This window comes from Corynebacterium occultum, assembly GCF_009734425.1.
Taxonomy (GTDB): domain Bacteria; phylum Actinomycetota; class Actinomycetes; order Mycobacteriales; family Mycobacteriaceae; genus Corynebacterium; species Corynebacterium occultum.
Genome location: NZ_CP046455.1, coordinates 532180 through 555819, shown reverse-complemented (window position 1 = coordinate 555819; position 23640 = coordinate 532180). Strand labels below are relative to the sequence as shown.

The 23640-nt window shown below is 65.0% G+C and carries 20 protein-coding genes; 3 read left to right on the top strand and 17 right to left on the bottom strand.

Annotated elements, in window-relative coordinates:
- Positions 1-63 precede the first annotated feature (63 nt).
- Positions 64-900 carry a dienelactone hydrolase family protein gene (locus tag COCCU_RS02590; RefSeq protein ID WP_156230069.1) on the top strand — a complete coding sequence of 279 codons (837 nt, stop codon included), beginning with the start codon at positions 64-66 and terminating at the stop codon, positions 898-900.
- Here COCCU_RS02590 and COCCU_RS02585 read toward each other — a convergent pair whose 3' ends face one another.
- The 10 genes from COCCU_RS02585 to eccCa all read right to left on the bottom strand — a co-directional run bounded on the left by COCCU_RS02585 (position 901) and on the right by eccCa (position 11596).
- Entirely contained in the window at positions 901-1146 is a 246-nt protein-coding gene (locus tag COCCU_RS02585) for a hypothetical protein (RefSeq protein ID WP_231598911.1), read from the bottom strand. It lies immediately after the preceding gene.
- Positions 1147-1148: 2 nt separating this feature from the next.
- Positions 1149-2840 (bottom strand): hypothetical protein, encoded by a 1692-nt coding sequence (locus COCCU_RS02580; RefSeq protein ID WP_156230065.1) that lies wholly within the window; start codon positions 2838-2840, stop codon positions 1149-1151.
- Entirely contained in the window at positions 2837-3136 is a 300-nt protein-coding gene (locus COCCU_RS02575; RefSeq protein WP_156230064.1) for a hypothetical protein, read from the bottom strand. Before COCCU_RS02575 ends, COCCU_RS02580 begins: the two co-directional genes overlap by 4 nt.
- 76 nt (positions 3137-3212) lie before the next feature.
- Positions 3213-4556, bottom strand: coding sequence for a phosphoglucosamine mutase (gene glmM / locus COCCU_RS02570; protein ID WP_156230062.1), 1344 nt, complete (start codon positions 4554-4556; stop codon positions 3213-3215).
- A 228-nt stretch (positions 4557-4784) separates the two neighbouring features.
- Positions 4785-5333 (bottom strand): 30S ribosomal protein S9, encoded by a 549-nt coding sequence (rpsI, locus tag COCCU_RS02565; protein WP_156230060.1) that lies wholly within the window; start codon positions 5331-5333, stop codon positions 4785-4787.
- Complete coding sequence (gene rplM / locus COCCU_RS02560; protein ID WP_156230058.1) at positions 5330-5773, bottom strand: 50S ribosomal protein L13; 444 nt, start codon at positions 5771-5773, stop codon at positions 5330-5332. The genes rpsI and rplM overlap by 4 nt, the downstream gene beginning before the upstream one ends.
- A gap of 386 nt (positions 5774-6159) precedes the next feature.
- Positions 6160-6447, bottom strand: coding sequence for a WXG100 family type VII secretion target (locus COCCU_RS02555; protein WP_156230057.1), 288 nt, complete (start codon positions 6445-6447; stop codon positions 6160-6162).
- Positions 6448-6478: 31 nt separating this feature from the next.
- A complete protein-coding gene (locus COCCU_RS02550; protein ID WP_156230055.1) occupies positions 6479-6799 on the bottom strand; it encodes a WXG100 family type VII secretion target in 321 nt (106 codons plus the stop codon).
- 145 nt (positions 6800-6944) lie between these two features.
- Positions 6945-7931 (bottom strand): type VII secretion-associated protein, encoded by a 987-nt coding sequence (locus tag COCCU_RS02545; RefSeq protein WP_156230053.1) that lies wholly within the window; start codon positions 7929-7931, stop codon positions 6945-6947.
- Positions 7931-11596 carry a type VII secretion protein EccCa gene (eccCa, locus tag COCCU_RS02540; protein ID WP_231598837.1) on the bottom strand — a complete coding sequence of 1222 codons (3666 nt, stop codon included), beginning with the start codon at positions 11594-11596 and terminating at the stop codon, positions 7931-7933. Before eccCa ends, COCCU_RS02545 begins: the two co-directional genes overlap by 1 nt.
- Positions 11597-11845: 249 nt before the next feature.
- Between eccCa and eccD the strand changes: the two genes are divergently transcribed.
- Both eccD and mycP read left to right on the top strand, forming a co-directional pair.
- Positions 11846-13168, top strand: a complete 1323-nt coding sequence (gene eccD / locus COCCU_RS02535) for a type VII secretion integral membrane protein EccD (protein ID WP_197088417.1) — start codon at positions 11846-11848, stop codon at positions 13166-13168.
- Entirely contained in the window at positions 13165-14349 is a 1185-nt protein-coding gene (gene mycP / locus COCCU_RS02530; RefSeq protein ID WP_231598836.1) for a type VII secretion-associated serine protease mycosin, read from the top strand. The genes eccD and mycP overlap by 4 nt, the downstream gene beginning before the upstream one ends.
- Before the next feature lie 14 nt (positions 14350-14363).
- On the opposite strand, the gene COCCU_RS02525 is transcribed toward mycP, so the two are convergent.
- The 7 genes from COCCU_RS02525 to COCCU_RS02495 form a co-directional block, all read right to left on the bottom strand.
- Positions 14364-14792 carry a TIGR02611 family protein gene (locus tag COCCU_RS02525; protein ID WP_156230048.1) on the bottom strand — a complete coding sequence of 143 codons (429 nt, stop codon included), beginning with the start codon at positions 14790-14792 and terminating at the stop codon, positions 14364-14366.
- Positions 14793-14857: 65 nt separating this feature from the next.
- The gene (locus COCCU_RS02520; RefSeq protein WP_197088416.1) at positions 14858-16156 is read right to left on the bottom strand and encodes an SAM-dependent methyltransferase; all 1299 of its coding nucleotides are present in this window, start codon (positions 16154-16156) and stop codon (positions 14858-14860) included.
- 77 nt (positions 16157-16233) lie between these two features.
- Positions 16234-17772 carry an FAD-binding oxidoreductase gene (locus COCCU_RS02515; protein WP_156230046.1) on the bottom strand — a complete coding sequence of 513 codons (1539 nt, stop codon included), beginning with the start codon at positions 17770-17772 and terminating at the stop codon, positions 16234-16236.
- A gap of 131 nt (positions 17773-17903) precedes the next feature.
- A complete protein-coding gene (gene eccB, locus COCCU_RS02510) occupies positions 17904-19181 on the bottom strand; it encodes a type VII secretion protein EccB (RefSeq protein ID WP_156230045.1) in 1278 nt (425 codons plus the stop codon).
- A 173-nt stretch (positions 19182-19354) separates the two neighbouring features.
- Entirely contained in the window at positions 19355-21829 is a 2475-nt protein-coding gene (locus COCCU_RS02505) for a DUF6541 family protein (protein WP_156230043.1), read from the bottom strand.
- 152 nt (positions 21830-21981) lie between these two features.
- A complete protein-coding gene (truA, locus tag COCCU_RS02500; RefSeq protein WP_231598835.1) occupies positions 21982-22848 on the bottom strand; it encodes a tRNA pseudouridine(38-40) synthase TruA in 867 nt (288 codons plus the stop codon).
- On the bottom strand, positions 22835-23608 hold the full coding sequence (locus tag COCCU_RS02495) for a DUF998 domain-containing protein (RefSeq protein ID WP_231598834.1): 774 nt from the start codon (positions 23606-23608) through the stop codon (positions 22835-22837). Before COCCU_RS02495 ends, truA begins: the two co-directional genes overlap by 14 nt.
- Positions 23609-23640: the final 32 nt, after the last annotated feature.

Genomic DNA, 23640 nt, shown 5'->3' with positions numbered 1-23640 from the left:
CAGAATCTCTTCCGATGGCCTTCTTCGACCCACCCTGGGGCGGCTTCGATTATCCTTGAGGTTGTGTCTGAGAATCTGAAGAAGCATCTGGCAAAACTCTCCAAACGTGGCCCCCACCGGGTCTTGGTCGGTTCCCTCGATTACGCGGGAATTCAAGGCAAGGTGTACACCCCTGCGGAGGGCAACGGCAGGCCCGGCATCGCCTTTGGACACGACTGGATGAAGGGTGTTGAGAAGTACCACGCCACGCTGCGTCACCTGGCCAGCTGGGGCATCGTCGTAGCCGCCCCGGACACCGAAAAAGGTTTCCTGCCGGATCACCGCGGTCTCGCCAGCGACTTGGAGAGCTGCCTGCAAATCCTCGCCGGGGTGAAATTGGGGCAGGGCAATGTCACCGTAGCCCCCGGCCGCCTCGGCATCGCCGGCCATGGCATGGGCGCCGGGGCCGCTATCCTGGCCGCCACCGACAGCCCCAAGGTCAAGGCCGTCGCTGCGCTCTACCCTGCTGTCACCTCCCCCTCTGCGGAGGAAGCCGCCAAACACATCACCCGTCCCGGTCTGATCATCGGTTCTGGGCAGAGCGGGATTGTCGACGCCGGGAACCCCGCCCGCGTCGCCACGAACTGGGCAGGACCGGTGACCTACCGGGAACTGAGCAACGGCAACCAGCAGGGATTCACCGAGGACCTCATCTTCAAGCTGACCCTGGGCATCGGCCGCCCCCAGTTCGCCGGCCAGGAACTGGCCCGCGGTCTGCTCACCGGTTTCCTGCTGCACCGCCTCGCCGATGAGAACAAGTACTCCGGTTTCTCTGACCCGGAGGCAACCGCCAAGAACGTCACCTCCTATACCGGCCCCGAGCTGGCTGAGCGGGCGAAAGAAATACCCACCACCCGCTAACTAGAACTTCTTCAGCACCCCCTGGATCGGGCCGGCACCACGCCGCCCCCGACCAGGGGTTTTCCTTGTCTGGGACATCATCAGGTTCGGCGGAAGGGGTGCGGAATGTCCCTTCCGGTGCCCCGACACAGATTTCCCTTCCTGACGTTCCATCTCAGCCTGAGCCTTGGCCAATGCCTTCTCGAACTCCACCATCCGCTGCGCGGTGCGCTCCCGGAACTGCTTCACGAACTCATCAAACTCCATGCTCACCAGACACCCGCCTTCCGTGCCGATCCGGCCGTCATGGGTGCTGGCTCAGGAGTCGGGACCGGAGCGGGGGCCGGAGGTGCCAGTGGTGCAGCAACAGGTGCAGGGGCTGGCGGTGGGGCAGACATCTGCTGGGCTTGAACATGCGCCACCTTCTGTGCCGGTGGCGTGGGCTCCGGCACCTGGGAGAGATCAGGTTCCGGGGCAGGGGCAGGTTTCGGTGCTGGTTCCGGTTCGGGTTCTGGCAGCGGACCTGGTTCCGGAATCGGCATCTCATATTCGGAGATGTACTCCACCAGGAAACTGATCGTCAGGATTGCGACACCGATACCGACCAGACCGAGCACACCGCAGCAGATATCGCCGCAATCATCCGAGTCCACGACTTCCATATCGTCGACCGGCTCAACCACAGGTTCCTCGGGTTCTTCCGGTTCGGGTTCCTCAACATCCTCAGGTTCAGCAGGTTCCTCGGGTTCTTCCGGGATTTCCGGGATTTCCGGGGTCTCTGGGGTCTCCACCTGGTCCAGTCCATTCGGGGTGGTCACCGGATCCTCCGGCGGGCACTCCCTCTCAGTAGGCTCCGGAACAGGCTCAACCTCCGGCGGACACTCGCCCTTCGGCTCCGGCACCGGCTTCTCCACCGGCTCCGGTTCAGGCTCCGGTACCGGTTCGGGCTCCTTAACAGTAGGCACCGTCACCGGATCCTCCGGCGGACACTCACTCTCCGTAGGTTCCGGAACAGGCTTAACCTCCGGCGGACACTCACCCTTCGGCTCCGGCCCCGGCTCCTCCACCGGTTCAGGTACCGGCTCTGGTTCAGGAGCAGGCTCCTTAACAGTAGGCACCGTCACTGGATCCTCCGGCGGACACTCATCCTTCGGCTCGGGCTCAGGATCCTTCACAGTAGGTACCGGCTCCGGTTCAGGGGCAGGCGGCAGGACTGGCTTCTCTACGGGAGGTGTACTGCTGCCACCGCCGATAGGTGTGCTGCTGCCCCCACCAATGGGTTTGCTGACCGGTGGGACTTCCTTGGCGCACTCCTCCACCTCCGGGGGCAGCTCCGGGGCGGGTTCTCCACAGATCTGCTCCGCCTCGCAGATCAACTGCTCATAGCAGCTCTCGATGATCTCATCACGCTGCCCGCAGGTGCCGATGATCATCTTCGCGGCGTTATCGATGATCTCGGCGGCGCAGCGCACCGCGCTGAGGAACTCATTCGGGTACTGCGAAGGGTCAAGGGAATTTATGTACTTGAGCAGCGTATCCAGCAGCTGCAAGGCCTGAGTGAGCACCGCATCCATGGCGGTGTCGGCGTCCTCCACCACCGTTTCCACCGCCTCTGCGGCATCCTTGGCGTGTTCCTCCAGCTGTTCAGTCTTGTTCTTGCCGGAGAACCAGTTGCCGACCACATCCCCGAGCAGGTCACTGATCAGCCCGAGTGCGACATCTCTCAGGATCCCGATCACCAGGGGGCCCAGGCGTTCCACCAGTCCCCCGCTCTGACTGCTTCCCTTCGCTACCGCGAAACCACTGCTCAGGAGATTGGTGTCCAACCCTTCGACGGTCTGCAGGGCAGCATTGACCGCCTGCTCCGGGATTGCGGGCCCGCCATAGACACCGCGGGAGGCGCTGGAGAGTGCGCGGACCGCGGAGCCGTAGGAGGAGGCGTCGATAAGCGCGCTACTCATGCCTGCGCCCCCAGCTCCACACCGAAATCCTCATCCGTGACGTGATAGACCTCCACCTGCCGGGAAGCGGCGATGGTGGTCACTGCAACGGCGTCGAGGCGCTCACTGCCGAGGTCATGCAACCTGGTGAGCATATCCCGCAGGCGCACCCCATGAGAGGCAAAACCGGCACCTGCGGCGGACACCGGGAAATCCGGTGTCCGGGCAGCATGCCGGTGTCTTTGAATATCAGTTTCCTCAGACATCTCCCGCAACGCAGAACGTGCCGCGGTGATGTCCAATGAGATCTCGGACAAGATTTCCCCCTGTGTTTTCAGTCTTGGCATTCACCAGCTTTGACTGAATACAGTGGGAAATGGTTCCCCCGGGGATTTAGACCGCAGCCACCACAGCCGCCAACTTCCCGGCGATACGACGTGCCTCCTCGCCATCGGCGGCCTCCACCATGACGCGGAAAAGTTCCTCGGTGCCGGAGGCACGCAGCAGCACGCGGCCCTGGTCACCCAGCTCGGTTTCCGCCTCGGCGATGGCCTGCTGCACAGCCTCCGACTTCAGGATCATGGCTTTGTCAGAGACCGGGACATTGATCAGGACCTGCGGCAGGACCTCCATGACGGCAGCCAGCTCAGCCAGGGATTTTCCGGTCTCAGCCATCCGGGACATCAGGAAGAGACCGGTCAGGGTGCCGTCACCGGTGGTGCCGTGCTCCGGGACCACGATGTGGCCGGACTGCTCGCCACCCAGGGAATAACCCCCGGCGTTGAGCTCCTCCAGCACATAGCGGTCCCCGACCTTGGTGGTCTCCAGCTTGATGCCCTCACGCTTCATCGCCAACTTCAGGCCAAGGTTGCTCATCACGGTGGCGACCAGGGTGTTGTGGCGCAGGGAGTTGTGGTCCTTCTTGCCCACCGCCAGGATCGCCATGATCTGATCGCCATCAACCACATTGCCCTGGGAGTCAACCGCCAGGCAACGGTCCGCATCACCATCATGAGCCAGCCCCAGGTCGGCACCGTGCTCCACGACGGCGGCCTGAACCTGGTCAATGTGGGTGGAACCGCAGTTGTCGTTGATGTTGTAGGAGTTCGGCGCATTATGGATCGCGATGACCTCGGCCCCAGCGGCGGCATAGGCCCGCGGGGCAACCTCAGAGGCCGCACCATTGGCGGCATCCACCACCACCTTGATGCCCTTCAGGTCGGTCCCGACAGCTTCGCGCAGGTGCATCAGGTAGCGGTCCTGGGCGTCAGGGGACTCCTCGATGACCCGGCCGATGCCGTGGCCGGTGGGGCCGGTCTCGGGGAGGTTCTCCATGACAGCCTCGATCTCATCCTCGATCGCGTCGGGCAGCTTGCGGCCACCGGCGGAGAAGAACTTGATGCCGTTATCGGGCATCGGGTTGTGGCTGGCCGAGATCATGACACCCATGTCGGCACCATAGTCATCAGTCAGGAAGGCAACAGCCGGGGTGGGGATCACCCCGACCCGGAGCACATCCACCCCCCGGCTGGCCATCCCGGCGGCCAGGGCGGCGGCGAGCATCTCACCGGAAACACGGGGGTCACGGCCGACAATAGCGGTGGGGCGACGGCCGTCGCTGCGGTTGTCAGCGGTCAGGACATGCGCTGCCGCGGCGCCCAGACGCAGCGCCAGGGAAGCGGTCAGGTTCTTATTCGCTAGTCCGCGGACGCCATCAGTGCCAAAAAGTCGAGTCATGCCGTTCATTATGCCTGTTGTGGCGGCGGGAAACCTGATGTGAAACCCGGACGGACCCAGATCACACCCCCTTGTTATGGGGGCAGAGGTTTCAGAGGGGGATCATTCGAGCCCCGGCGGCGTGGAAAACAGTGTTCCGGCAGCCTCCCGGTGGGCAATCTCACCCCAGAAACGGCGAATGCCGCCCCACCGGAAGGTAAGACGGCATAAGCGTGAAGCGGAGAAGAATCAACGCTTGGAGTACTGCGGGGCACGACGTGCCTTGTGCAGACCAGCCTTCTTGCGCTCAACTGCACGAGCGTCACGGGTCAGGTAGCCGGCCTTCTTCAGGGCGGCGCGGTCTGCCGGGTTGTACACGTTCAGTGCACGGGCGATAGCCAGGCGGAATGCACCAGCCTGACCGGTCGGGCCACCACCGGAGAGGGTGGCCTGGATGTCGAACTGGCCCTCGCGCTCAAGCAGGGTCAGCGGCTCCTTGATGAGCTGCTGGTGAAGCTTGTTCGGGAAGTAGTCCTCCAGGTCGCGGCCATTGCACTTGAACTCGCCGGTGCCGGGCACCAGGCGAATACGCACGATGGCGCGCTTACGACGACCGACGGTCTGGATCGGACCTTCGTGCTGGATCGGGGCCTCATCGACCTCGTCCTCAGCGGATTCGACAGCGATGGAGTCACCGATGGTGTTGGTGAATTCCTCGGTCGCAGCAGCAGCGGCAGCGATGTCGGCGGCGTCAGCTGCCTCGAACTCTGCGTTGTTCTCGATGTTGTTCTCGGTCACTGGGACACCTGCTTGATCTCGTAGGTCTCGGGCTTCTGGCCAGCGTAGGGGTGCTCGGCGCCAGCGAAGACGTGAAGCTTCTTGGCGGAGGCAGCGGAGAGCTTGTTGTGCGGCATCATGCCGACGATGGACTCTTCGATCACGCGAGCCGGGTGGATCTCGAGGGAGCGACCCAGGGTCATGCTCTTCAGACCACCCGGGTAACCGGAGTGGCGGTAACGCATTTCACGATCACGCTTGTTGGAGGAGACGTGAACCTTGTCGGCGTTGATGATGACGACGTGGTCGCCGCAGTCAACGTTCGGGGCGTAGATCGGCTTGCCCTTGCCGCGCAGCAGATCAGCTGCGTGGGTCGCCAGGCGACCCAGGACCACATCAGTGGCGTCGATGACGTACCACTTACGGGTAAGGTCACCGCTCTTCGGGTGGAAAGTAGACAAAATGACTCCTTAAAAGTCTGTCTAGGACTGCCGGCCAAAGCACTTCAGGGTGAAAATGTCCCTACGGCGGCCGGTGGAGACCCGCAGGGAATTGCTGTCCGGGAATTAACCCGGACTTCACACAAGACCATTCAATGCTAGAGCATGACCGTCTAATACACCAAAACGTCTGTGGGTACATATTCAAAACAGAAAGAGCTTCCGCCACTGTGGTGGGGGATCATCAGAGATCCCCCCGTTGCAGTGACGGAAGCTTCATATCCATAAGGTGCCGGGGCGCACTAGCCCCGGTGTGCGCAGCCTGCTGGCCAGGGGGTGCTCTGCCCCATCATTGCCCTGCCAGCGGCCCCTGGTGAACCGGCACCTTCCGGGCTTGTCAGGGTGGTTTATCCCCAGCTGGCGGCAGCCATCCGGTTGACGTCACTCATCCTGTCATTGCCTTGAGAGACGGTGCGGGAGATGGTGGCGAGGATGGTGTTCAGTTCAGCTGCGGCATTGTCCCACTTTGCCTGCGCCTCGTTGTAGGCAATGGCGGAATCGCCTTCCCAGGCGGCGACCATCGGCTGAATCAGGGTCTTGAGGTCTTCCAGCAGCTGGTTGATGCGGCCGGAGGTGGAGTTGATGTCGGCGGCTGCGGTCTCGATCGCGCCGAACTGATATTTGATCTGGCTCATGTCAGTGTGTTCCCTTTCCCGATCTGGTGTTTTAAAGGCTCAGGCCCTGGCCGCCGACTGCGGCGAAGGACTGGGCGTTCTGGGCTTCCACGCCTTCGAAGTTCTTGGCGTTGCTGCGGATATTGCCTCCGATGCTGTCCAGCGCCTCCTGGAGCTGACGTGCGGAGGTGTCCCAGCGCTGCATCAGCGCGTCAAAACTGACCTGTGCAGAACCGACCCAGCTGCCGCGGATACCGTCCACGGTGTTGCGGAGTCGTCCCAGTTCCCCCTGGACCTGGGTGTTGGTGTCATCGACGCGGCCTGCCGTAGCGACCATGACGTCGGCTTCTGTCCGGAACATGTTGCTGGACATTGTGTATTCGCCCCTCCCCGAGTGTGGCGTTGTTCTCTGCAATGGAAGAAAAGGCCGATGTTCCGGCCCTCTCACCCATCTATGACTGCGCCCGGTGGCAGAAGGTTCCCCCGTCCCCCAGGATTTTTCCGGGGCCCCGGTACGCTCACTCCCCCAGCCCCAGGGATTCCACCGCCATGCGGCAGGCCGCCTGCTGGGGCAGGTTCGGGCTCTGCCTGGTGTGACAACCCACGCTGAACTGATGTTCCGGGGTCACCCAGGTGCTCCAGCCCACCTCGGAACCATCCCCTGGTTCCTCTCGGTAGAAGAGACGTCCCTCCCCGTCCCCGCCCCCGTGGTGCAGGGCCGGATCATCATTGATCATCCGTTCAATCTCCTGGTAGACGGCATCGGCTGGCACGGAGTGCACCGGGTCAGCGGAGATGAGGATCCGCAGGTCCGGATCCGGGCCCACCACCATCACCATGTCCTCCCGGGCCTCGGCGCGGAATCCCTGCGGCACCGAAACCCGCAGGCCGGAGTGTTCCAGCACCACTCCCGGGGCACTGCTCGGGGTGCTGGCGGGAGTGGTGGCCGAGGAGCTGGCAGAAGCCGGGGTGGAGGTCGGGGCGCCACTTGATACCGGGGTGGCCACCGCGGCCGTGTCTCGGGGGTCGGATGCTGCCCTGGTGGTGGCGCTGTCAATCGCCCACCAGGCCACCCCCGCCACCACCAGGATGACGGCGGCGATCACCACATGCAGGGGGTGTATTCCCAGGCTGCGGTGCGTGGATCCGGAGGTGGGTCTTTCGATCTCCAATTCCTCAGCCACCGGCAGCGGAGTCTCCCGCATCGCCTCCTTCGGGTAGGCGGCCACCCCCTTGTTCAACAGGGTGCGGGTCAGAATGTCGGTGGCGGCTTCATCAGCATCGACGATCACCTCGATCTCGGGCCAGTAGAGGGAAGTCAGCTGTTTGATCTGGTCCACCACCGCGGCCAGGGCCCAGCCCTCCGTAACCCCGGAACCGGGGAGGTCATAACGGTAGACGGTGTCCGGCCCCTCGAAGATGGTGGCGTTCTCCCCCACCGTCACGGTGACCTCGGTGGCATCGAGCACCTCCTTGACGCTCGATATTTTCTGCGGTGTACCCATCACTGCTCCCCCTCGTTATCTGAACCACCTGAATTAGCTGAACCCGCCGAAGCACCTGTTTCCATTTCACTTCTCGCCACCTGACAGATGCCCACCTCTGAGCCACGGAGCTGCCAGATTCCCCTTCCTGGTGGCTGCGGGCTGGGCCTGATGCCCAGCACCGCGCCCTCCTCCCGGTCCGCATCCAGCAGGAGCACCGCCGGCTGCTGATCCTTCAGGGTGCTCAGGAAGGGGGCGAAAAGGGCCCGGCCCATCCCACCGGCCTTCCGCGCCAGCACCACATGCAACCCGATGTCACGGGCATGGGGCAGCAGCTCCACAAGCTCCTGCAACGAACCCTCCGGGATGAGGTCGAAATCATCGATGAGCAGATAGAGTTCCGGCCCGGACCACCAGGAACGGGAGGCCAGTTCCGCGGCGGTGATCTCCGGACCAGGCAGCCGGGACCGCAGGGTGGCCACCAGATCCGCCACCACCACCGCCGTGCTGGCGGCCGCAGCGGAATAGGCAGCCACCAGATCTTCGGGGAATACCCCCAGGTGGGTGCGACGATGGTCGATGATCACCAGCCGGGCGGATTCCCTACCCAGGTGTGCGATACCCAGCCCCAGGGTGCGGATCAGGCCGGACTTACCGGAACCCTGACTCCCCAGGCAGATCAGGTGGGGGTGGTGACCCGGATCCCAGCACAGCGTGGCCAGCCGGGGCCCACCCACCGCGAAGGGGATGCCGGGATCATCGCTAAGCGCCAAGTCCCCCACCGCGATATTCGCGGGCAGCATCTTCAGGGCCGGCACCGGCGACTCCCCGGCCTGCTCCGCGGTGGTGGTGATGTGTGCAATGTCCTGGTTGGCGGTCAAGGCCAGCAACATGTGCTCGGCATCCGCTGTCAGACCCCGGCCCGGCGCGGCGGGCAGTTTCTGCTGGGCTTTCCGGTCGATGAGGGAGTCCATGGCTTCGCCGAGGCGCAGTTCGATGCGGTGGTGGATCAGGTCGCGGATGGAGGGTCGCAGTACGGTCCAGCGGGGCACGCTGAGCAGGAGGTGCACCCGGGCGGAGAGGCCGTCGGCGGCGATGGCGCCGATCCTCTCCACCAGCTCTTCATGTTCGGTGGCGAGGCTGTGCCAACCGTCGATGACGAGAAAGGTGTGGTATTCCTCGGGTTCCGCCACGAAGCCGCTGACCTCGTCGATGATGCGGTTGATTTTCTCGGTGTCACCCCGCCCGGCGACTCCGGCGACATGTGGGAGGCGGGCCAGGGTGGCTAGTTCCCGGGCGCCGAGGTCGAGGATGTAGAAGCGGATCCGGGTGGTGGAGTGGGTGGCGGCGAGGGCGGCGACGATGGTGCGGAGCCCATTGGATTTTCCGGATTGTGGGCCACCACAGATGGCGGCGTGCCCCCCGGCCCCGGAAAGGTCCAGGACATAGGGGTCCTGGCGTTGCTGGTAGGGGCGGTCGATGATGCCGACCGCCACCGCCAGGTCCCGTTGTTTCTCCGCCACCCCGGCCAGTTCAACCACCGGGGGCAGGGGTGGCAGCCAGATGCGGTGGGCCTGTTGGCCACGTTTTTCCCCGGCTTCGGTGGCGACGTCCACCACCGCGTCCAGCAGGCTCAGGGATTCATCGAGGATGGTGTCCACCTCCTCGGTGGGGGTGTCGATGTCCTCCCAGCTGTTGAAGGCCCGCACCTGGTGTCCGGCGGGGAGTTCGGTGCTGACCCGGCGCGGCAGGGGCCCGGAGACGTAGGAGGCCTGAAAGGCGGTGAGGGTTTCGGCGTCGGATTTGAGGAAACCTGCGCCGGGGCTGGCGGGCAGGTGGTGGGCGTCGACCACACCGAGGACCTGCCGGGATTCCGCAGCGGAGAAGGTTTTTAAGCCGATGCGGTAGGAGAGGTGGGAATCCAGGCCCCGCAGGCGACCCTCCTCCAGGCGTTGGCTGGCCAGCAGCAGGTGTACCTGCAGGGAGCGGCCGAGGCGGCCGACGGCGGCGAAGAGTTCGGCGAAGTCGGGGTGTTGGCCAAGGAGTTCGGAGAACTCATCCACCACGATGAACAGGGCCGGGAGGGGTGGTAGTTCGGGTCTGTCCTGCCGGGCGGCGGTGTAGTCGCTGACATTGGCGAAGTTGCCGGCCTGGCGGAGTTGTTCCTGGCGGCGGTTCATTTCCCCGCTGATGGCCTGCTGCATCCTTTCGACCAGCACCGCCTCCTCCTCGAGGTTGGTGATCAGAGCGGAGGTGTGGGGCAGGGATTCCAGACCGAGGAAGGTGGCCCCACCCTTGAAGTCGACGAGCACGAGGTTCAGGTCATCGGGAGAGTGGGTGGCGATCAGGGAGAGCACCAGAGTTCTCAGGAGTTCTGATTTTCCTGATCCCGTCGCCCCGATGCACAACCCGTGGGGGCCCATCCCACCATGGGCTGATTCCTTCAGGTCGATGAGCAGCGGGGTGCCGTTGTCACTCAACCCCACCGGTACCGCCAGGCGTCGAGCCCCACGTGGGGCCCACATGGTGTCCGGGGTGAGTTCGGTGATGTCCCGGTAGCCCAGCAGGCTGAGCAGGTCACCACTGCTGGTGCCCTGGGTGCCGGCGGGCCGTCGATAAGCGCTCAGTGAGCGGGCGAGCAGCACCGCCTGCTCGGTCCCCATCTGCTCGGGGATCCCGAGAATTTCCGGGCCACCGGCGGTGTGAACCACCAGCTCAGGGTCCGCACTCAAGGCCAGCCCCTCCTGCTCCGCACGTTCCGCCAGGGCGGTGTTCCCACCCGGGGAAATGTCGATGATCACACTCCAAAAACCATCCTCGATGAACTCCTCCACCCCGGTGGTGGGCTGATCAACCACAAAGAGCACCCGGTGTGCCGCGACCTCCGGGTTGCGGGTGTGCGGCAACCATTTGCCCCACTCCCAACCCGAACCCAGCACCTGCACACCCACGGTTTCCGGGCCATGGTGGAACACCAGCTGGGCCAGGATGGCACGGCCCAGCGCCTCCGCCCCGGGCCCGGAGAGACTCAGGAAACGAAAAGCCTGCAGGGCCACCACCACCGGCATCCCCGGCACCGTCCCCACCGCCGCAACGGTATGCCGCAGCGAGACCGCACACACCGGATCCAGGTCTTCGGTGGCACCCGAATCCGGCACCACCACCGGAGTGCACAGCGTGGTGGTGCCGGTGCCGATGCGCACCTCCAGCACATCCGGATCCCCGGTGCCACGTTCCCACATGCGGCGGGAACCACAGAGCTGCAGCAGGCGCGCCGGGTCCGGGTGGCGGTGGAATTCATGGGCGCGTTGGGCGGCGGCATGGGCCAGGGCCTTCTCCCGCAGCAACGCCAGGTGGCGGAGGAAGGTGCGTCGGGTTTCATCGGTGTCCTCCCCCTGTGGTGGGGCGAACATCATCAGAAATCCCATGGCCATCATCAGGGGAAAAACGAGCATCATCGGCGAGATGGGACCATCCCCCGAGTTCAGGAACATCATCGCCACCAGGGCGATCATGGCCGAGATCATCACCACCGGCATGAGGATGCGCAGCAGCGGGGTCGGCCCCGGTCGGCTGGCGGCCGGCACGGATTCGGCGTTGAGTTGCCCGCTGGGCAAGGGTGGTGCCGGTTCCCTTTCGGTGGTGCTCAATGGTTCAACGACATGATTTTCTGCCACGGCAAGCACGTGGATCTCCCCCTGAAAATTCCCCTGAAAACTTCCCCGTCCGATGAGTCGGCCCCATCCCCGGTCCCCCGACCGGGGTGTGCCACCCCACCATGTCCCACAACTGTGGACACAGCGCAGAGCATAGGCCATGATGTGGACATCGGACAGTGGGGGCTGTCCGGCGCTGAGGATTTCCGCCCCGGGAACACTGCCCGGGGAGTCAGCGTCCTTCGATTCAAGCGACAAAGATCCGGGGGGATCAATTCCGTGCTCATCAACCATGCGCTGCGGCTCTGCGTGCGCGTCCATGTCGGCACCTTCCACCGTGAGATGGATGTGGCGGTGCCGAACAGTTCCTCCCTGGCGGAGATCCTGACGGAGGTGCTCGAATTATGTGGCGCCCCGATGATCTCCCTGCCCTGGCAGGCCACCACCGCGGCCGGCCAACCCCTCGACCAGAGCCTGCCGCTGGGGGAATCCGGCCTGGAGCAGGGCTCCGTGCTGGTGCTCCAACCCGAAACCGAAAGTGCTGCACCGGTGGTCCGGGATGCCGCCGAAGCCCTGGTGGAGGGGACCGCCGCCCGCCCCGCCCAGGGCTTATCGACGCTCGCCGCAACCATCGGGGCCATCCTCCTCGCCCTGGTGTTGCTCAGCTCCCCGCTGCGCGGTCCACTGCCCGCCGCACTGCTCTCCGGAGTGGTCGCCCTGGTCTGTGTGACGGTGTTGACCTGGCACCGGAGATTGCCCTCCCTGGCGATCATGGTGGTGCTGCTCAGTGCCCTGAGTGGGGTACTGGCGGTGGCCGAGGGGCTGGCCTGGACCCCGGAGGTCGCGGCCTGGGCCTTCGGGGCCGGTGCCTGTGGGGCCGTGGTCGCCATCGCCGGACTGAGTTTCCTCAGGGTGCTGCCCCTACGCAGTGCCGCCACCCTCTACACCCTGGTGGTGCTGGCACTGGGGGCCGCCTCCGCCTTAAGCTTCGGCATCACCCCGGAAGGGACAGCCGCCGCGGTGGTGGCCGCGGTGCTGCTGATCCTGCTGGCCGCCCCGGCAGCCGGCAGCCAACTCGCCGGACTGAAGGTCCCCGCGCTGCCCTCCGCCGGGCAGGACCTCAAAGCCAGCGACCGCCCCGACCCGGACATCATGGACCGGGCACACCGCGCAGTCCACATCCATGAAGGAATCATCTTAGGTGCACTCCTCGGACTGCTCCCCGCGGTCCTGATGGTCGGGCTGAGTGGAGGTGGTTTCGCCCAGGCCCTGGGAGTGTCCACCGCCGGTGCCCTGCTGTTGCACTCCGCCCGGCACCGCAGCCCGCTGGCCACCTGGGCCCTGTTCCTCGGCGCCCTCGGCGGGTTGGCCGCGGTGGTCCTCGCCGCAGTCCAGGGCCCCGGGCATCCCACCCAACTGGGAGTGGCCATGGTGGCTGCGCTGGCCACCCTCAGCGCTCCACTGTGGGCCGGGAAGATCCCGGAACTGGAACCCACCACGGTGGTGTGGCTGGAAAGGGCCGAATCCCTGGCAATCATCACCCTCTTCCCGCTGGCCGCCCAGCTGATGGGCATCTTCGCCATGATCCGGGGGTTGGGATGAAATTGAAAAAAGTCCTCCTGTTTCCCGCACTCAGCCTGCTCCTGCTGATCCCACCACCGCCACCCGCTGAAGCCCAACAGCCGGTCCGCTGCTCCCAACCCGTGGCAGCCACCCCGGAACTACTCGCCGAAATGCCCGCCCCCACCCTCGATCTGGCCCCCTCCCATGCCCTGGCCACCGGAAAGGGAATAAGAGTGGCGGTCATCGACACCGGAGTCAGCCCCCACCCCAGACTGGGCGGGGTCATCGACGGCGGGGACCTGATCGACATTCCGGCAACCGACCACCCCGAAGACCCCGGCGGTGCCCTACAGGACTGCGATGGCCACGGCACCGTCGTCGCCGGGGTGATCGCCACCCGCCCCGACCCCCGGGATGACTTCATCGGGGTGGCCCCGGACGCCGAAATCCTCAGCATCCGCCAAAGCAGTGCCCGCTACCGCGCGGCCGATGACTCCCCGGTGGGAACCCTGGGCACCCTGGCCACCGCAATCCACCGCGCGGTGGAACAACAGGCCCAGATCATCTCCATCTCAGTGGTGGCCTGCGTCCCCACCGACATCGCAGCCGGACTAGACACCAGCACCCTGGATGCGGCACTACACCGCGCCGAAGCAACCGGGATCGTGGTCGTTGCCGCCGCCGGCAACCACGGCTCCGGCTGCGAACCCGGCGCCGTGGTCTACCCCGCACATTCCCCCACCGTACTGGCGGTTTCCGGCTACCGGGATCCCCACCAGATCGCCGAATACTCACTCCCCGTTCCGGAACAGGCGCTGCTCTCCGCGCCGGGACTGGTGCCCGCCGCACTCTCCCCCGATGGGGAGGGGCTGGCCCTGGGGTTGGCGGGAGAGCAGGGGGCGGTGCCCTTTGAGGGGACCAGTTTCGCGGCCCCGGTGGTGGCCGGCACCGTGGCATTGCTCAAAGAGCACCAGCCAGAGCTGAGTTCCGCTGAGATCCGGGAGTGGATACTGGCCACCGCGGATCCGGCTTCCGGGGCGGTTGATCCCCTCCGGGTGCTCAGCCATCTGCCTCCGGAGAACAGCACCTCGGCCCGGGTGCTGGAGGTACCGGCCCTACTACCCACCCGCCCGGTGGCCGCCCAGCGGACCCTGGGGCTGCTGACCGCCCTGGGGGTGGGGGTGCTGCTGACGCTGACCTTCCTGGGTGGACGCCGCTAACCTGGGGAACCGGCTCAGCGGCTCATCCCCAGCTCTAAGGCCACCGGGGAAAGAAAGTCCAGGCCACCGGCATGCCACCAGCCGATGGCGATGGCGGTGAAGATCCCCCAGATCACCAGGATCAGGCTGGACACCATGAGTATCCGGCGGGTCAGGGGCTGACGGTGGAACCAGGCGAAGAAACGGTCATAGAGGTGCACTCCCCAGCCCAGCAGGTCATGGGCCCATTTCTGTTCCAGGGAGAGGACGCCGACACCGACGAAGGTGGTCAACCAGCCCTGCCCGGGCAGGGGGATGGTGATCAGACCGATGATCAGCACCGTCCACCCCAGGATCAGGGTGAGGGGGCGGACCAGGAAACCATATCTGGCTTCCTTGGATTTCTGATGGGTCTCGGAGAGCCGATGGACTCGATCGCTGACCATCTCGCGCATCGTTGTCATACCGTTATAACTCCGCTCTTTCCAGGGAAGTTCCCGTACCTTCCCCTGCGTTCCGTGTCAGCTACCTAGACACTCCACCACATTCTTTCCGGCAAGTCCCCCCGGGAGCCATCTTCCAGCAGTTTTACCCCCAGCACCTGGTGCAGCTGGACCACATTGTGCTCAAAACCCCATTCCGAACCAGCCATGTACAGCCCCCAGAGGCGGGCCGTCGGCTCCCCGGCCAGCTGGACCGCCGCCTCCCAGTTCTGCTTGAGGTTCACACACCACTGGTGCAGGGTGCGCTGGTAGTCGAAGCGGAGGTTCTCGGCGTGGAGGACCTCGAAACCGGCGTCCTGCATGTGCTTCTGCACGGTGCCGGAACCACTGAGCTCACCATCCGGGAAGATATAGCGGTCGATGAAGGCACCGGCCTTGCGGGGGTTATTGTCCGGGTAGGTGATGCAGTGATTGAGCATCCGGCCACCCGGCTTCAGCTTCTCATGGAGGCTTCCGAAGTAAAGGGAATAGTTGTCCACCCCGATGTGCTCCAGGATGCCGATCGCGGAGATACCGTCGAAACCGGATTCGGCCACATCACGGTAATCCATGCAGCGGACCTCCGCCAGATCCTGCAGCCCCTCCGCCGCGATCTTGTCCCGCCCCCATTCATACTGCTCCTGGGAGAGGGTGACACCGATGGCCTTCACCCCGCGGCGGGCGGCGTAGCGGACCATCCCACCCCAGCCACAGCCGACGTCGAGAAGCGTGTCGCCGCTCTTCAACCGCAGTTTCTCGAAGATCAGACGGTACTTGTTCTCCTGGGCCTCCTCTAAGGTTGCCTCCGGGCTGGGATAGTAGGCGCAGGTGTAGGTCATGGAATCGCCCAGGAAGAGCTCATAGAACTCATTGGAGATGTCATAGTGCGCGGACACCGACTCCTTGTCCCGCTCCTTGGAGTGCCGTGTCAGGCCCTGCACCAGGCGTTTTCGCCACCAGCTGGTCTGTTCGACATCCGGGATCGGCTGGATCCGCAGGGCGCCCAAGTGCCGCAGGGAACGCACCAGGTCCACCATCTCGGCCGCCTCCGGGCGGCGGACACAGTCGTAGAGGTCACGCAGGGAATCAAAGAGTTCATAAGGGTGCCCGGGGTGCTCCCCATGCGCCTTCAGCCCACCCGATATATAGGCCCGGGCCAACCCCAGGTCACCGGGGGCCGTCGCAATATAGCTCAGCCCCTCCAGGGAGGTCACCTCGAGGGAGTACTCCGCATCCTCCGGCCCGGTGGCACTGCCGTCGAAGGCGGTGATCCGGAAGGGGATGGGTGCTTCGGTGACGGCCTCCACCATCTCCGCGACAGTCATGGGGATAAAATTCTCTGCCATTATTTCCTCTGATTCCTGATTTTTCCTGAGGAGCTCCACTGCTCCTCTTTTTTCTGACCACCGGGGTGAAGCTGACGCTAGGCACCCCGCACGGTTTTTTCGTAGAGCCCCGGGAAACGGCCCGCCGGGTCAAATTTCTCCTTCAGCAGGGCGGGGATCTTCCCCCCGTAAAGCGCCTCGAACTGTTCCGGGGTGTAGAAGGCCTCCGAATAAAGGGACTTGTGGCCACCCAACTCGGCAACGCGGGACTCGATGAGTTTATTGAAGGCCCCCTCCCCCGCATCCTGGCCCAACTGATCCACGGGCACCGAGGACCAGAAACCAAGGTTGATCCAGGTGGTGTCGGCACTCAAGGGGTACAGCGGCCAGGGATGCTCCCCCGCCCCATCACGCAGCGCCTGCTCACTCTGCAGCAGTTCCCCCTCCGCGGTGAGATCAGCCACCCCGGAACGCAGCCGGATCGGGCACAGCCACACCGGTTCAATATCGCTGGCCCCGAAGAACCATTCCAAGAACTCCGGCACCTTGTCCACGGTGACCTCAACGTCCTGGACCACCCGTTCCCGGGCGGCTTCCCCCTGCCGGGCGTTGATCCGGTCGGCGATATCATATTTCCGGTCCAACCCGATCAGCTTCCAGTAGAAACTGGAGCGCAGCAGGTGGCGGGGCCAGAGCTGACGGATCACGGGGTGCTGGGCGCCGAAAGCCCGGGAGCACCAGAACCAGTCGATGTCCCAGCGCCAGATATAGTCCCGGATATTCAACCGGTCCCGGAGAATGCCCTCGGGGTGCTGGAGGGAGCGGTAGTAGATCAGGTCCCGGCTGTAGTCACTGACCGGGCCGGGCTCATCGGTCTGCCGCCCCAGCACCAGATAGGACTCACCGGGGCTGAAGGAGACACCATCCAGATAGTCAACCCGCTCCCCTTCGTATTCCCGCGAGATGGCGACCTCCGCCAGGGTCCGGGACATGGATTCCAGATCGTGGAAGCGCACATGGCGTAGCGCCACGACAGGTTTGACCTCCTCCAGCTCGATCTTCAACCGCACCGCATAACCCAGGGAACCGTAGGAGTTCGGGAAAGCACGGAAGAGATCCGGGTTGTGGGTGGCCGAGCAGTTCAGGATCTCCCCGGTACCGGTGAGCACATCCATCTCCAGGACCGACTCATGGGGCAGGCCATTGCGGAAACTACTGGACTCCACCCCCATGCCGGTGACCGCACCCCCCAAGGTGATGGTCTTCAGCTGCGGCACCACAAAAGGCATCAGGCCATAGGGCAGGGTGGCATCCACCAGGTCCTCATAGGTGCACATCCCCTGCACCTGGGCGGTACGGGTGAGCGGATCAACCTCGATCACCCCACCCAACTGGGCCACATCCAGGCCGGGGACCTGGCTATTCTGCCGGCCCCGGAAGAGGTTGGAGGTCTTTTTCGCCAGTCTCACCCGCTCCCCGGCCGGCACCGCCGCAAAACTTTCCAGCAGTGTCTTGACCGCCTGCTCATGGCGGTACCAGCCCACCGGCTGGACCCGAACCGCATCGAGTCCACGCCCCGGTTTAATCAGGTTTGTCGCGCGCCCGGCCACAGCCAGGGCGGTGTCAAGGAAGCTCATGAAAGTCCAGCTTAACCCCAAATTCCCACTTCTGCCCAGGGAGCCCTGCACCAAAACCCCTGCCCCTGGCCCTGTGGGCGCTGTCTCAGGGGGTTGCTGAGCTGTGAGGATCAAGCCGAATAATCACGGCATCAAGACTCCCCCACCCCCTCCGCGGAAGGTCCGGGAAACTGAATTCGGCGGGCCGCCACCGGATCCAACACCGTCCCCTGCGGCAATAACTTCAGGATCGGCCAGGGCGCGGACACCTGCTCCGGGGACAACCCCAACACCCCGAACACCTCCGGGTCAGGAACGGGGTGCACCAACCCGCTCTCGGACACCACCCGGTATCCCGAGCCGGTGTCCACCGCGAGGGTCCCCGTCACCGGCCCCGCATAGAACTGCGCCACCGAGACCCCGGGGAGCTCCACTGCCCCCGGTAGTTCCGCCAACCTGCCGGGATGCCCTCTCTCCCCGCTCAGACACAAGGGGCCCGCCGCCGGATCAACCCAGGTGTACCGCCGTTCCGGGAGGTTCAGGGGCGGTGGGTCCGGGGCATCCGGATGATCCGCCACCAACTCCCGGGGCACCTCCTCCACCGGGGTCCCCAGATCACCCAGGATCCGGGACTGCACCTCACTCAGCTGCACCAGACCCGACGGAGTTTCCAACCAGGCCAGCTCCGCCGCCAACAGCACCCTGCGGGCCTCCGCCGGAACGGCGAAGTCGGGTCCCGCAACCGCCACCTCCAGGACCTCCGGCCGGGGTTCCCAGCGTGGGGTGTCGCTGGTGATCCCCAGGGCCCGGCGGATCACCCGGCCCTCCCGGGAATCCGGATCCGGCAACCGGAACCTGCCCTCGGTGTTCAGCAGATAGCTGGCCCCGGAACTCTCCACCAGCACCGCCTCCTCCTCACCCAGGTTCTCAGGCCGCACTCCGGCCACCACCCCGAGTCGCTGGGCGGACACGTCCTCGCAGACCGCCCAGCCCACCTCCCCGGGAGGAGCGGCGGGGAGGACCGCAGGGGCGTCGATAAGCCCCACCGGGGCACCCAACTGGTGGCTGAGCAGCACCTCATCAGAGATTTTCGCCGGGTCGGCGGCCTCCCCCGCCACCAGGCGGGCAGAGGCGAGATTGTGCACCGGATGAAGCCGCTCCTCCACCCGCACGAACAACGCCCCGGAATCAGCCCGCAGGATCGCCGCCTGCCCTGGGTCCGCAGCTGGGCGCACCAATGCCAACAGTCCCGCCCCCAGGCCGATCATCACCATCGCCACCACCCCGAAGAGCAGGGCACGCTGCCGTCGGGCCAGGGGGTCATGGATCATCCGCAGATCCCCCAACACCAGGGCATGCTCCACCCGACGCCTGAGGAAACGGTGACCCGACACCTGCGCCCGAGTGGTGGGCAGCAACACCTCCGACATTCCTGCACTTCCCCTTCCAGCCGGACCCCGATCACACCAGGGGGAGGGGGTGCACAAAACCCTCCCACCATCTCCTTGGACTGTGGGAGGGCTGAAAGGGTTCCCCTGGCGCGACGAGCCCCGAGGAACAGCGACGAGCACCAGGGGGTGTGTCCCTGAAACAACAACCGCAGCTACTGGTTCACCGGGACCTCGACGATCGGATAGCGGATCGGCTCAACATAACCCTCATTGACCGGATCATCCGGATCCGGGCCACCCAGATCCGGCTTCGTGGGACGGTGGAAGAAAGGCTCATCCTCCTCCGTCGGGGTCTCCGCCCGGTCCAGCTCCCCCTTGGTGGGAACCGGGCCCAGCGGCATCGGGGAATTACCCGGCGCCCGCATCTGCGCCAGTTCCGCATCAGTGAAAGCCTCATTGACCGCGAAGATCGAGACATTCTGATCCTGGTACACCGCGGTCAGACCCGGGGCGTTCCACAGTCCCTCATTCAGTGCCCGGTTGATGCCCTGGAAATGCCAGAAGTTGCTCGGGGAGATGAAGAAGTAGTTCACCCCGAGATCCGCCGCAGCATCATCAACATAGTTGCGCTGATCCGGGTCACCATGGTTACCCGCACCGATCAGATTCCCATGCCAGTAGAGCAGGTTGGTGTTGTCATCCGGACCGGTCGTCGGCCACTGGTAATGGCGGTTCAGGGAGGGCAACCCGTTGTAGGCGTACATCCAGCCATGGCCATCCGCCGGCTCACCCATGATCACACCCTCATAGGCACTGGGCTGCTGTGCCAACCAGTCAAAGGCACGCAGATCAACAGCAGAAACCATGCGGTCATCGCGGGGAGCCGCAATCGACCATTCCGCACCCTCACCGAGGTTGTGCTCGGAGTAGACGGCGGTCCCCCAACCCAGCAGCAGCGCCAGCACCACCGAAGCGATGGTGGAGGGCAACGCCCACTTCTTCACCGGCCCCAGGGTGATCAGACGGATGATCACCGCCACCCCCACCGCAGCCGCCGCGAAGAGAAACATCGCCGCCGGCATCACCAGCCGGTGGGCGGTGGAGTAATGCAGGCTGCCGATGGTGTTCAACCAGCTTCCCCAGGGTTCCTCGAAGGGCTGCAGCGCATTGGCGGTCAACCACACACTCAGGAAGTAGAACACCGGGGCCCAGATATTACGGCGCCACACCAGCACCGCGACCGCACCAACCACCGCCAGGACAATCACCCAGGTCGGGTTGAAGTCCTCGAAGGCATCGGTGTGACGGGTCATCATGGTGAAGGCCTTCGTCCAGGCCTCCGCATGGGTGACGTTCTCCTCCGCGGAGAAGGACGCCACTTCCTCGGTCTGTTCCGCACCGGAGAGAATCTGCGGCAACAGTGCCACCGCACCCAGGAGCCCGGCGCCACCCAGCAGCACCAGATCCCGCAGGCGGGTAGCCACCGCACCCTTGACGCTGCGTGCCCTGCGGGCCGGGGACCAGAGCAGGTGGAAAAGCCACCAGAAGCCCAATCCCAGCACCACGATGGTGGCGGCGGAGGGGTGCAGCTGGGTCATGCCCATCAGGGCCATGGCTGCGGCAAAAGCCGCGACCGGACGATAGGGCACCGCCATGAACAGGGCAAGCACGATGCCTGAGACTCCCACGGCCGCCAGGTAGGGCCAGGCGCCCACATAGTGGCCGATCCAGAAGAGGACCGGGGAGCCGAAGGCGGCGACACCTGCCAGACCCGCGGCGATCTGGGCGGTCAGTCCCCGCTTATTCACCAGTCGCCAGGCGATCAGGGCCGTGGAGAGGGGCAGTGCCAGGGCGGTCAGCACGATATAGGTGAGGTTGACCGCGGCGATCACGGAGACCCCGGAGAGCTCGGCGAACAACCAGGTACCGGCGTGCCAGGCGGTGGGATAGTACATCTCGGCCTGGGTCTCCAGGTTCTGGAGTTCACCCATCCGGGTAGCGGAGGCGATGCCCTCGCGTTCGATGAACTGCACCACGCTGGCGTGCCAGTGAACATCCCAGCCCTGGAAGATGTGGTTCACCCCCTGGGCGGTTCCCTCCAGGTATTCCAGGCTGCGGGAGATCAGCAACCAGGCGCCCAGCAGGGAACCGGCGGCTGGCAACAGCCACACCGGGTCCAGGAAACTTCCCGTCCGCCAGTCCTGCAGCCACCAGCGGCGCCGCTGTCTGAGGACCGGGGCGGAGCCACCCCCGGCATGCTCCCCCGGCAGGGTGAGCACCACTCCGGAAGCCGGGGAAAGGTCCAGGGCGGCATCCCCGGCCACCCGGCCGCTCTCGGCAGCCGGGGTAAACTCCACCGGAGTGGGAGGACTGGTCCGCGGGGTGTCCGGCTCAGCGGATTCAACCCGGCGACTGCCCTTTTCCCGCCATCCCCGGAAGGTGAGGAAAGCGCCCCGCCACACCAGGGCGAGCAGGAGCAGAATCGCCCACACCACAGACACCGTGCCCACGCTGAAGCGGGCATCCGTCAACCCGATCAGCCAGGCGGCCAGCCCGTAGAGACCGAAGGTGCTGGGAATGGCGGCCGCGATGGCCCAGGGGCCCTTGAGCCCGGAGATCCAGTTGAGGACCAGACCCGGCACCGTAAACACGAGTGCCGCAATGATAATGGTCTGATAGGTATCCATGGCCCGTTACGGTTACCTTCCTTTTGCGTCATCCGGGGTTTGAGAACGCCTAAGAGTGTAACCGCCCCACCCCAGCCGACTGGGCTGCGCCCCGCAAAGCGCGGGAATTAATTAAGTGGCTATGATCTGGAACACAGCGGTAGCAGGATGTGCTAACCCTGCTCGGGGAGTACCCTGCGGTCCCGGGTTTCCGCCGCCCGGGCGGCCAGCTCCGCAGGCTCCGGATAGTCCACCCCCACCAGACTGAGTCCGCAGGCCGGTGCCACCGGAACCCGGGAGGAACGGCTGCGTTCCGTCAGCAACGCTTCCGTGAAACCAGTGTGACGACGCCCCTCCCCCACCACTAGGCAGGAACCCACCAGGGAGCGCACCATGGACCAGCAGAAAGCATCGGCGGTCACATGCGCCTCATAGAGCTGGGGTTCGGCTGCGGTGGAGACATCATGCCACTCGAAGGCCTGCAGCTCACGGACAGTGGTGGCATGGGGTTTGGCCTTGCAGAAGGCGGCAAAATCATGCAGCCCCAGCAGAACCTCGGCGGCTTCCTGCATATCCGCCAGGTGCACCGTCTTCGGCCAGACCGCGGTGTCCCGCACCCTGGTCGGCAACGCCCCGGAAGGGTGGGTGGTCACCCGGTAGACGTAGTGGCGGCGCAGCGCCGAGAAACGGGCGTCGAAACCCGCCGGAGCCAGCTCGCAGCTGCTGATCCGGATATCGGGCGGCAACAACCGGGAAAGCCGCCGCGCCAGGCGGGCCGGGTCCCCGTCAATGCTGCGGGTGTCGAGTGATTCCGGGGGCACATCCACATGGGCGACCTGCCCACTGGCGTGCACCCCCGCATCGGTGCGGCCCGCCACCGTCAACTCCGCCGGGACCCGCAGCACCAGATTCAGCGCCTCCTCGATGGAGCGCTGCACGGTCCGCAGATCCGAGTTCCCCTGCTTGGCCCAGCCATGGAAATCAGTGCCGTCATAGGCCAGATCCAGGCGGATACGCACCAGCCCGCTAGTTTCCCTCAAGGTTCTCCACTGCCTTTCTCACGGCTTCATCACGTTCCTGCTGGGCGGCCCGGAACTGTTCCCGCTGCCGCCGCTTCTTCTCTTCCCGCTGCCCCCGGCCCGGCACCCGATAGAGCACCGCCCCCAGCAGGATGGTCCACACCGAGAGCACCTCAAAGCTCAAACGCTGATAAAACCCCGGTGTGCTCCCACCACCGCTGAACAGCAGGGCGAAAGCTCCCACCGAAACCAGCAGCAGGATGAGGCTGAGGATGCGGCTGCTTCCGTGCAGGATGGGCATCTGCTGCTTTGCGACGGCCCCGCCGACCACCCAGGTGGCGGTGACCATGGCCACCCAGGTGGCCAGCACCCGGGTGGTGGCCGCGGCGTCGTGAAGCGGGGCATTGACATCACTGGGGAAGAACCCGACCACGCTCATCGTGATACCGGAGATGATCAGGGCGACGCCCACCGGATAAAAGCCGGCCACCTTTTCCGCAGGGCCGGTTTCCCTTCCCGCGGCCACCAGCACCACGGCGCCGATGAGCAGCAGAATGCCGGAAAGGGCGGTGCCATAATTGAACCAGTCATGGCCGGGACTGCAGATATAACGCGGCCCGGAATCATCCCGGATCTGTTCGCAGGCAGAGACCCCCAGATCGCCGATGAGGTGATGGCCGAAAAGGTAGTAACCCTCCCACAGCGCCAGGGCGAAAATCTGGCCGAGGAAACCGAGAAGTGAACTCAAGATCAGGAGTATTCCGGAGATGCGGTAGAGCATGGCTGCCATTCTTCCAGTTCCAGGGTGGAGAA

Bases quoted from the DNA above. Each gene is read 5' to 3' on its own strand.
- COCCU_RS02495 (WP_231598834.1), bottom strand. From the start codon at position 23,608: ATGCTCTACCGCATCTCCGGAATACTCCTGATCTTGAGTTCACTTCTC.
- COCCU_RS02545 (WP_156230053.1), bottom strand. From the start codon at position 7,931: ATGGGTACACCGCAGAAAATATCGAGCGTCAAGGAGGTGCTCGATGCC.
- COCCU_RS02525 (WP_156230048.1), bottom strand. From the start codon at position 14,792: ATGACAACGATGCGCGAGATGGTCAGCGATCGAGTCCATCGGCTCTCC.
- COCCU_RS02580 (WP_156230065.1), bottom strand. From the start codon at position 2,840: ATGAGTAGCGCGCTTATCGACGCCTCCTCCTACGGCTCCGCGGTCCGC.
- eccB (WP_156230045.1), bottom strand. From the start codon at position 19,181: ATGTCGGAGGTGTTGCTGCCCACCACTCGGGCGCAGGTGTCGGGTCAC.
- COCCU_RS02520 (WP_197088416.1), bottom strand. From the start codon at position 16,156: ATGGCAGAGAATTTTATCCCCATGACTGTCGCGGAGATGGTGGAGGCC.
- COCCU_RS02515 (WP_156230046.1), bottom strand. From the start codon at position 17,772: ATGAGCTTCCTTGACACCGCCCTGGCTGTGGCCGGGCGCGCGACAAAC.
- glmM (WP_156230062.1), bottom strand. From the start codon at position 4,556: ATGACTCGACTTTTTGGCACTGATGGCGTCCGCGGACTAGCGAATAAG.
- COCCU_RS02505 (WP_156230043.1), bottom strand. From the start codon at position 21,829: ATGGATACCTATCAGACCATTATCATTGCGGCACTCGTGTTTACGGTG.
- mycP (WP_231598836.1), top strand. From the start codon at position 13,165: ATGAAATTGAAAAAAGTCCTCCTGTTTCCCGCACTCAGCCTGCTCCTG.
- COCCU_RS02585 (WP_231598911.1), bottom strand. From the start codon at position 1,146: ATGGAGTTTGATGAGTTCGTGAAGCAGTTCCGGGAGCGCACCGCGCAG.
- COCCU_RS02555 (WP_156230057.1), bottom strand. From the start codon at position 6,447: ATGAGCCAGATCAAATATCAGTTCGGCGCGATCGAGACCGCAGCCGCC.
- COCCU_RS02550 (WP_156230055.1), bottom strand. From the start codon at position 6,799: ATGTCCAGCAACATGTTCCGGACAGAAGCCGACGTCATGGTCGCTACG.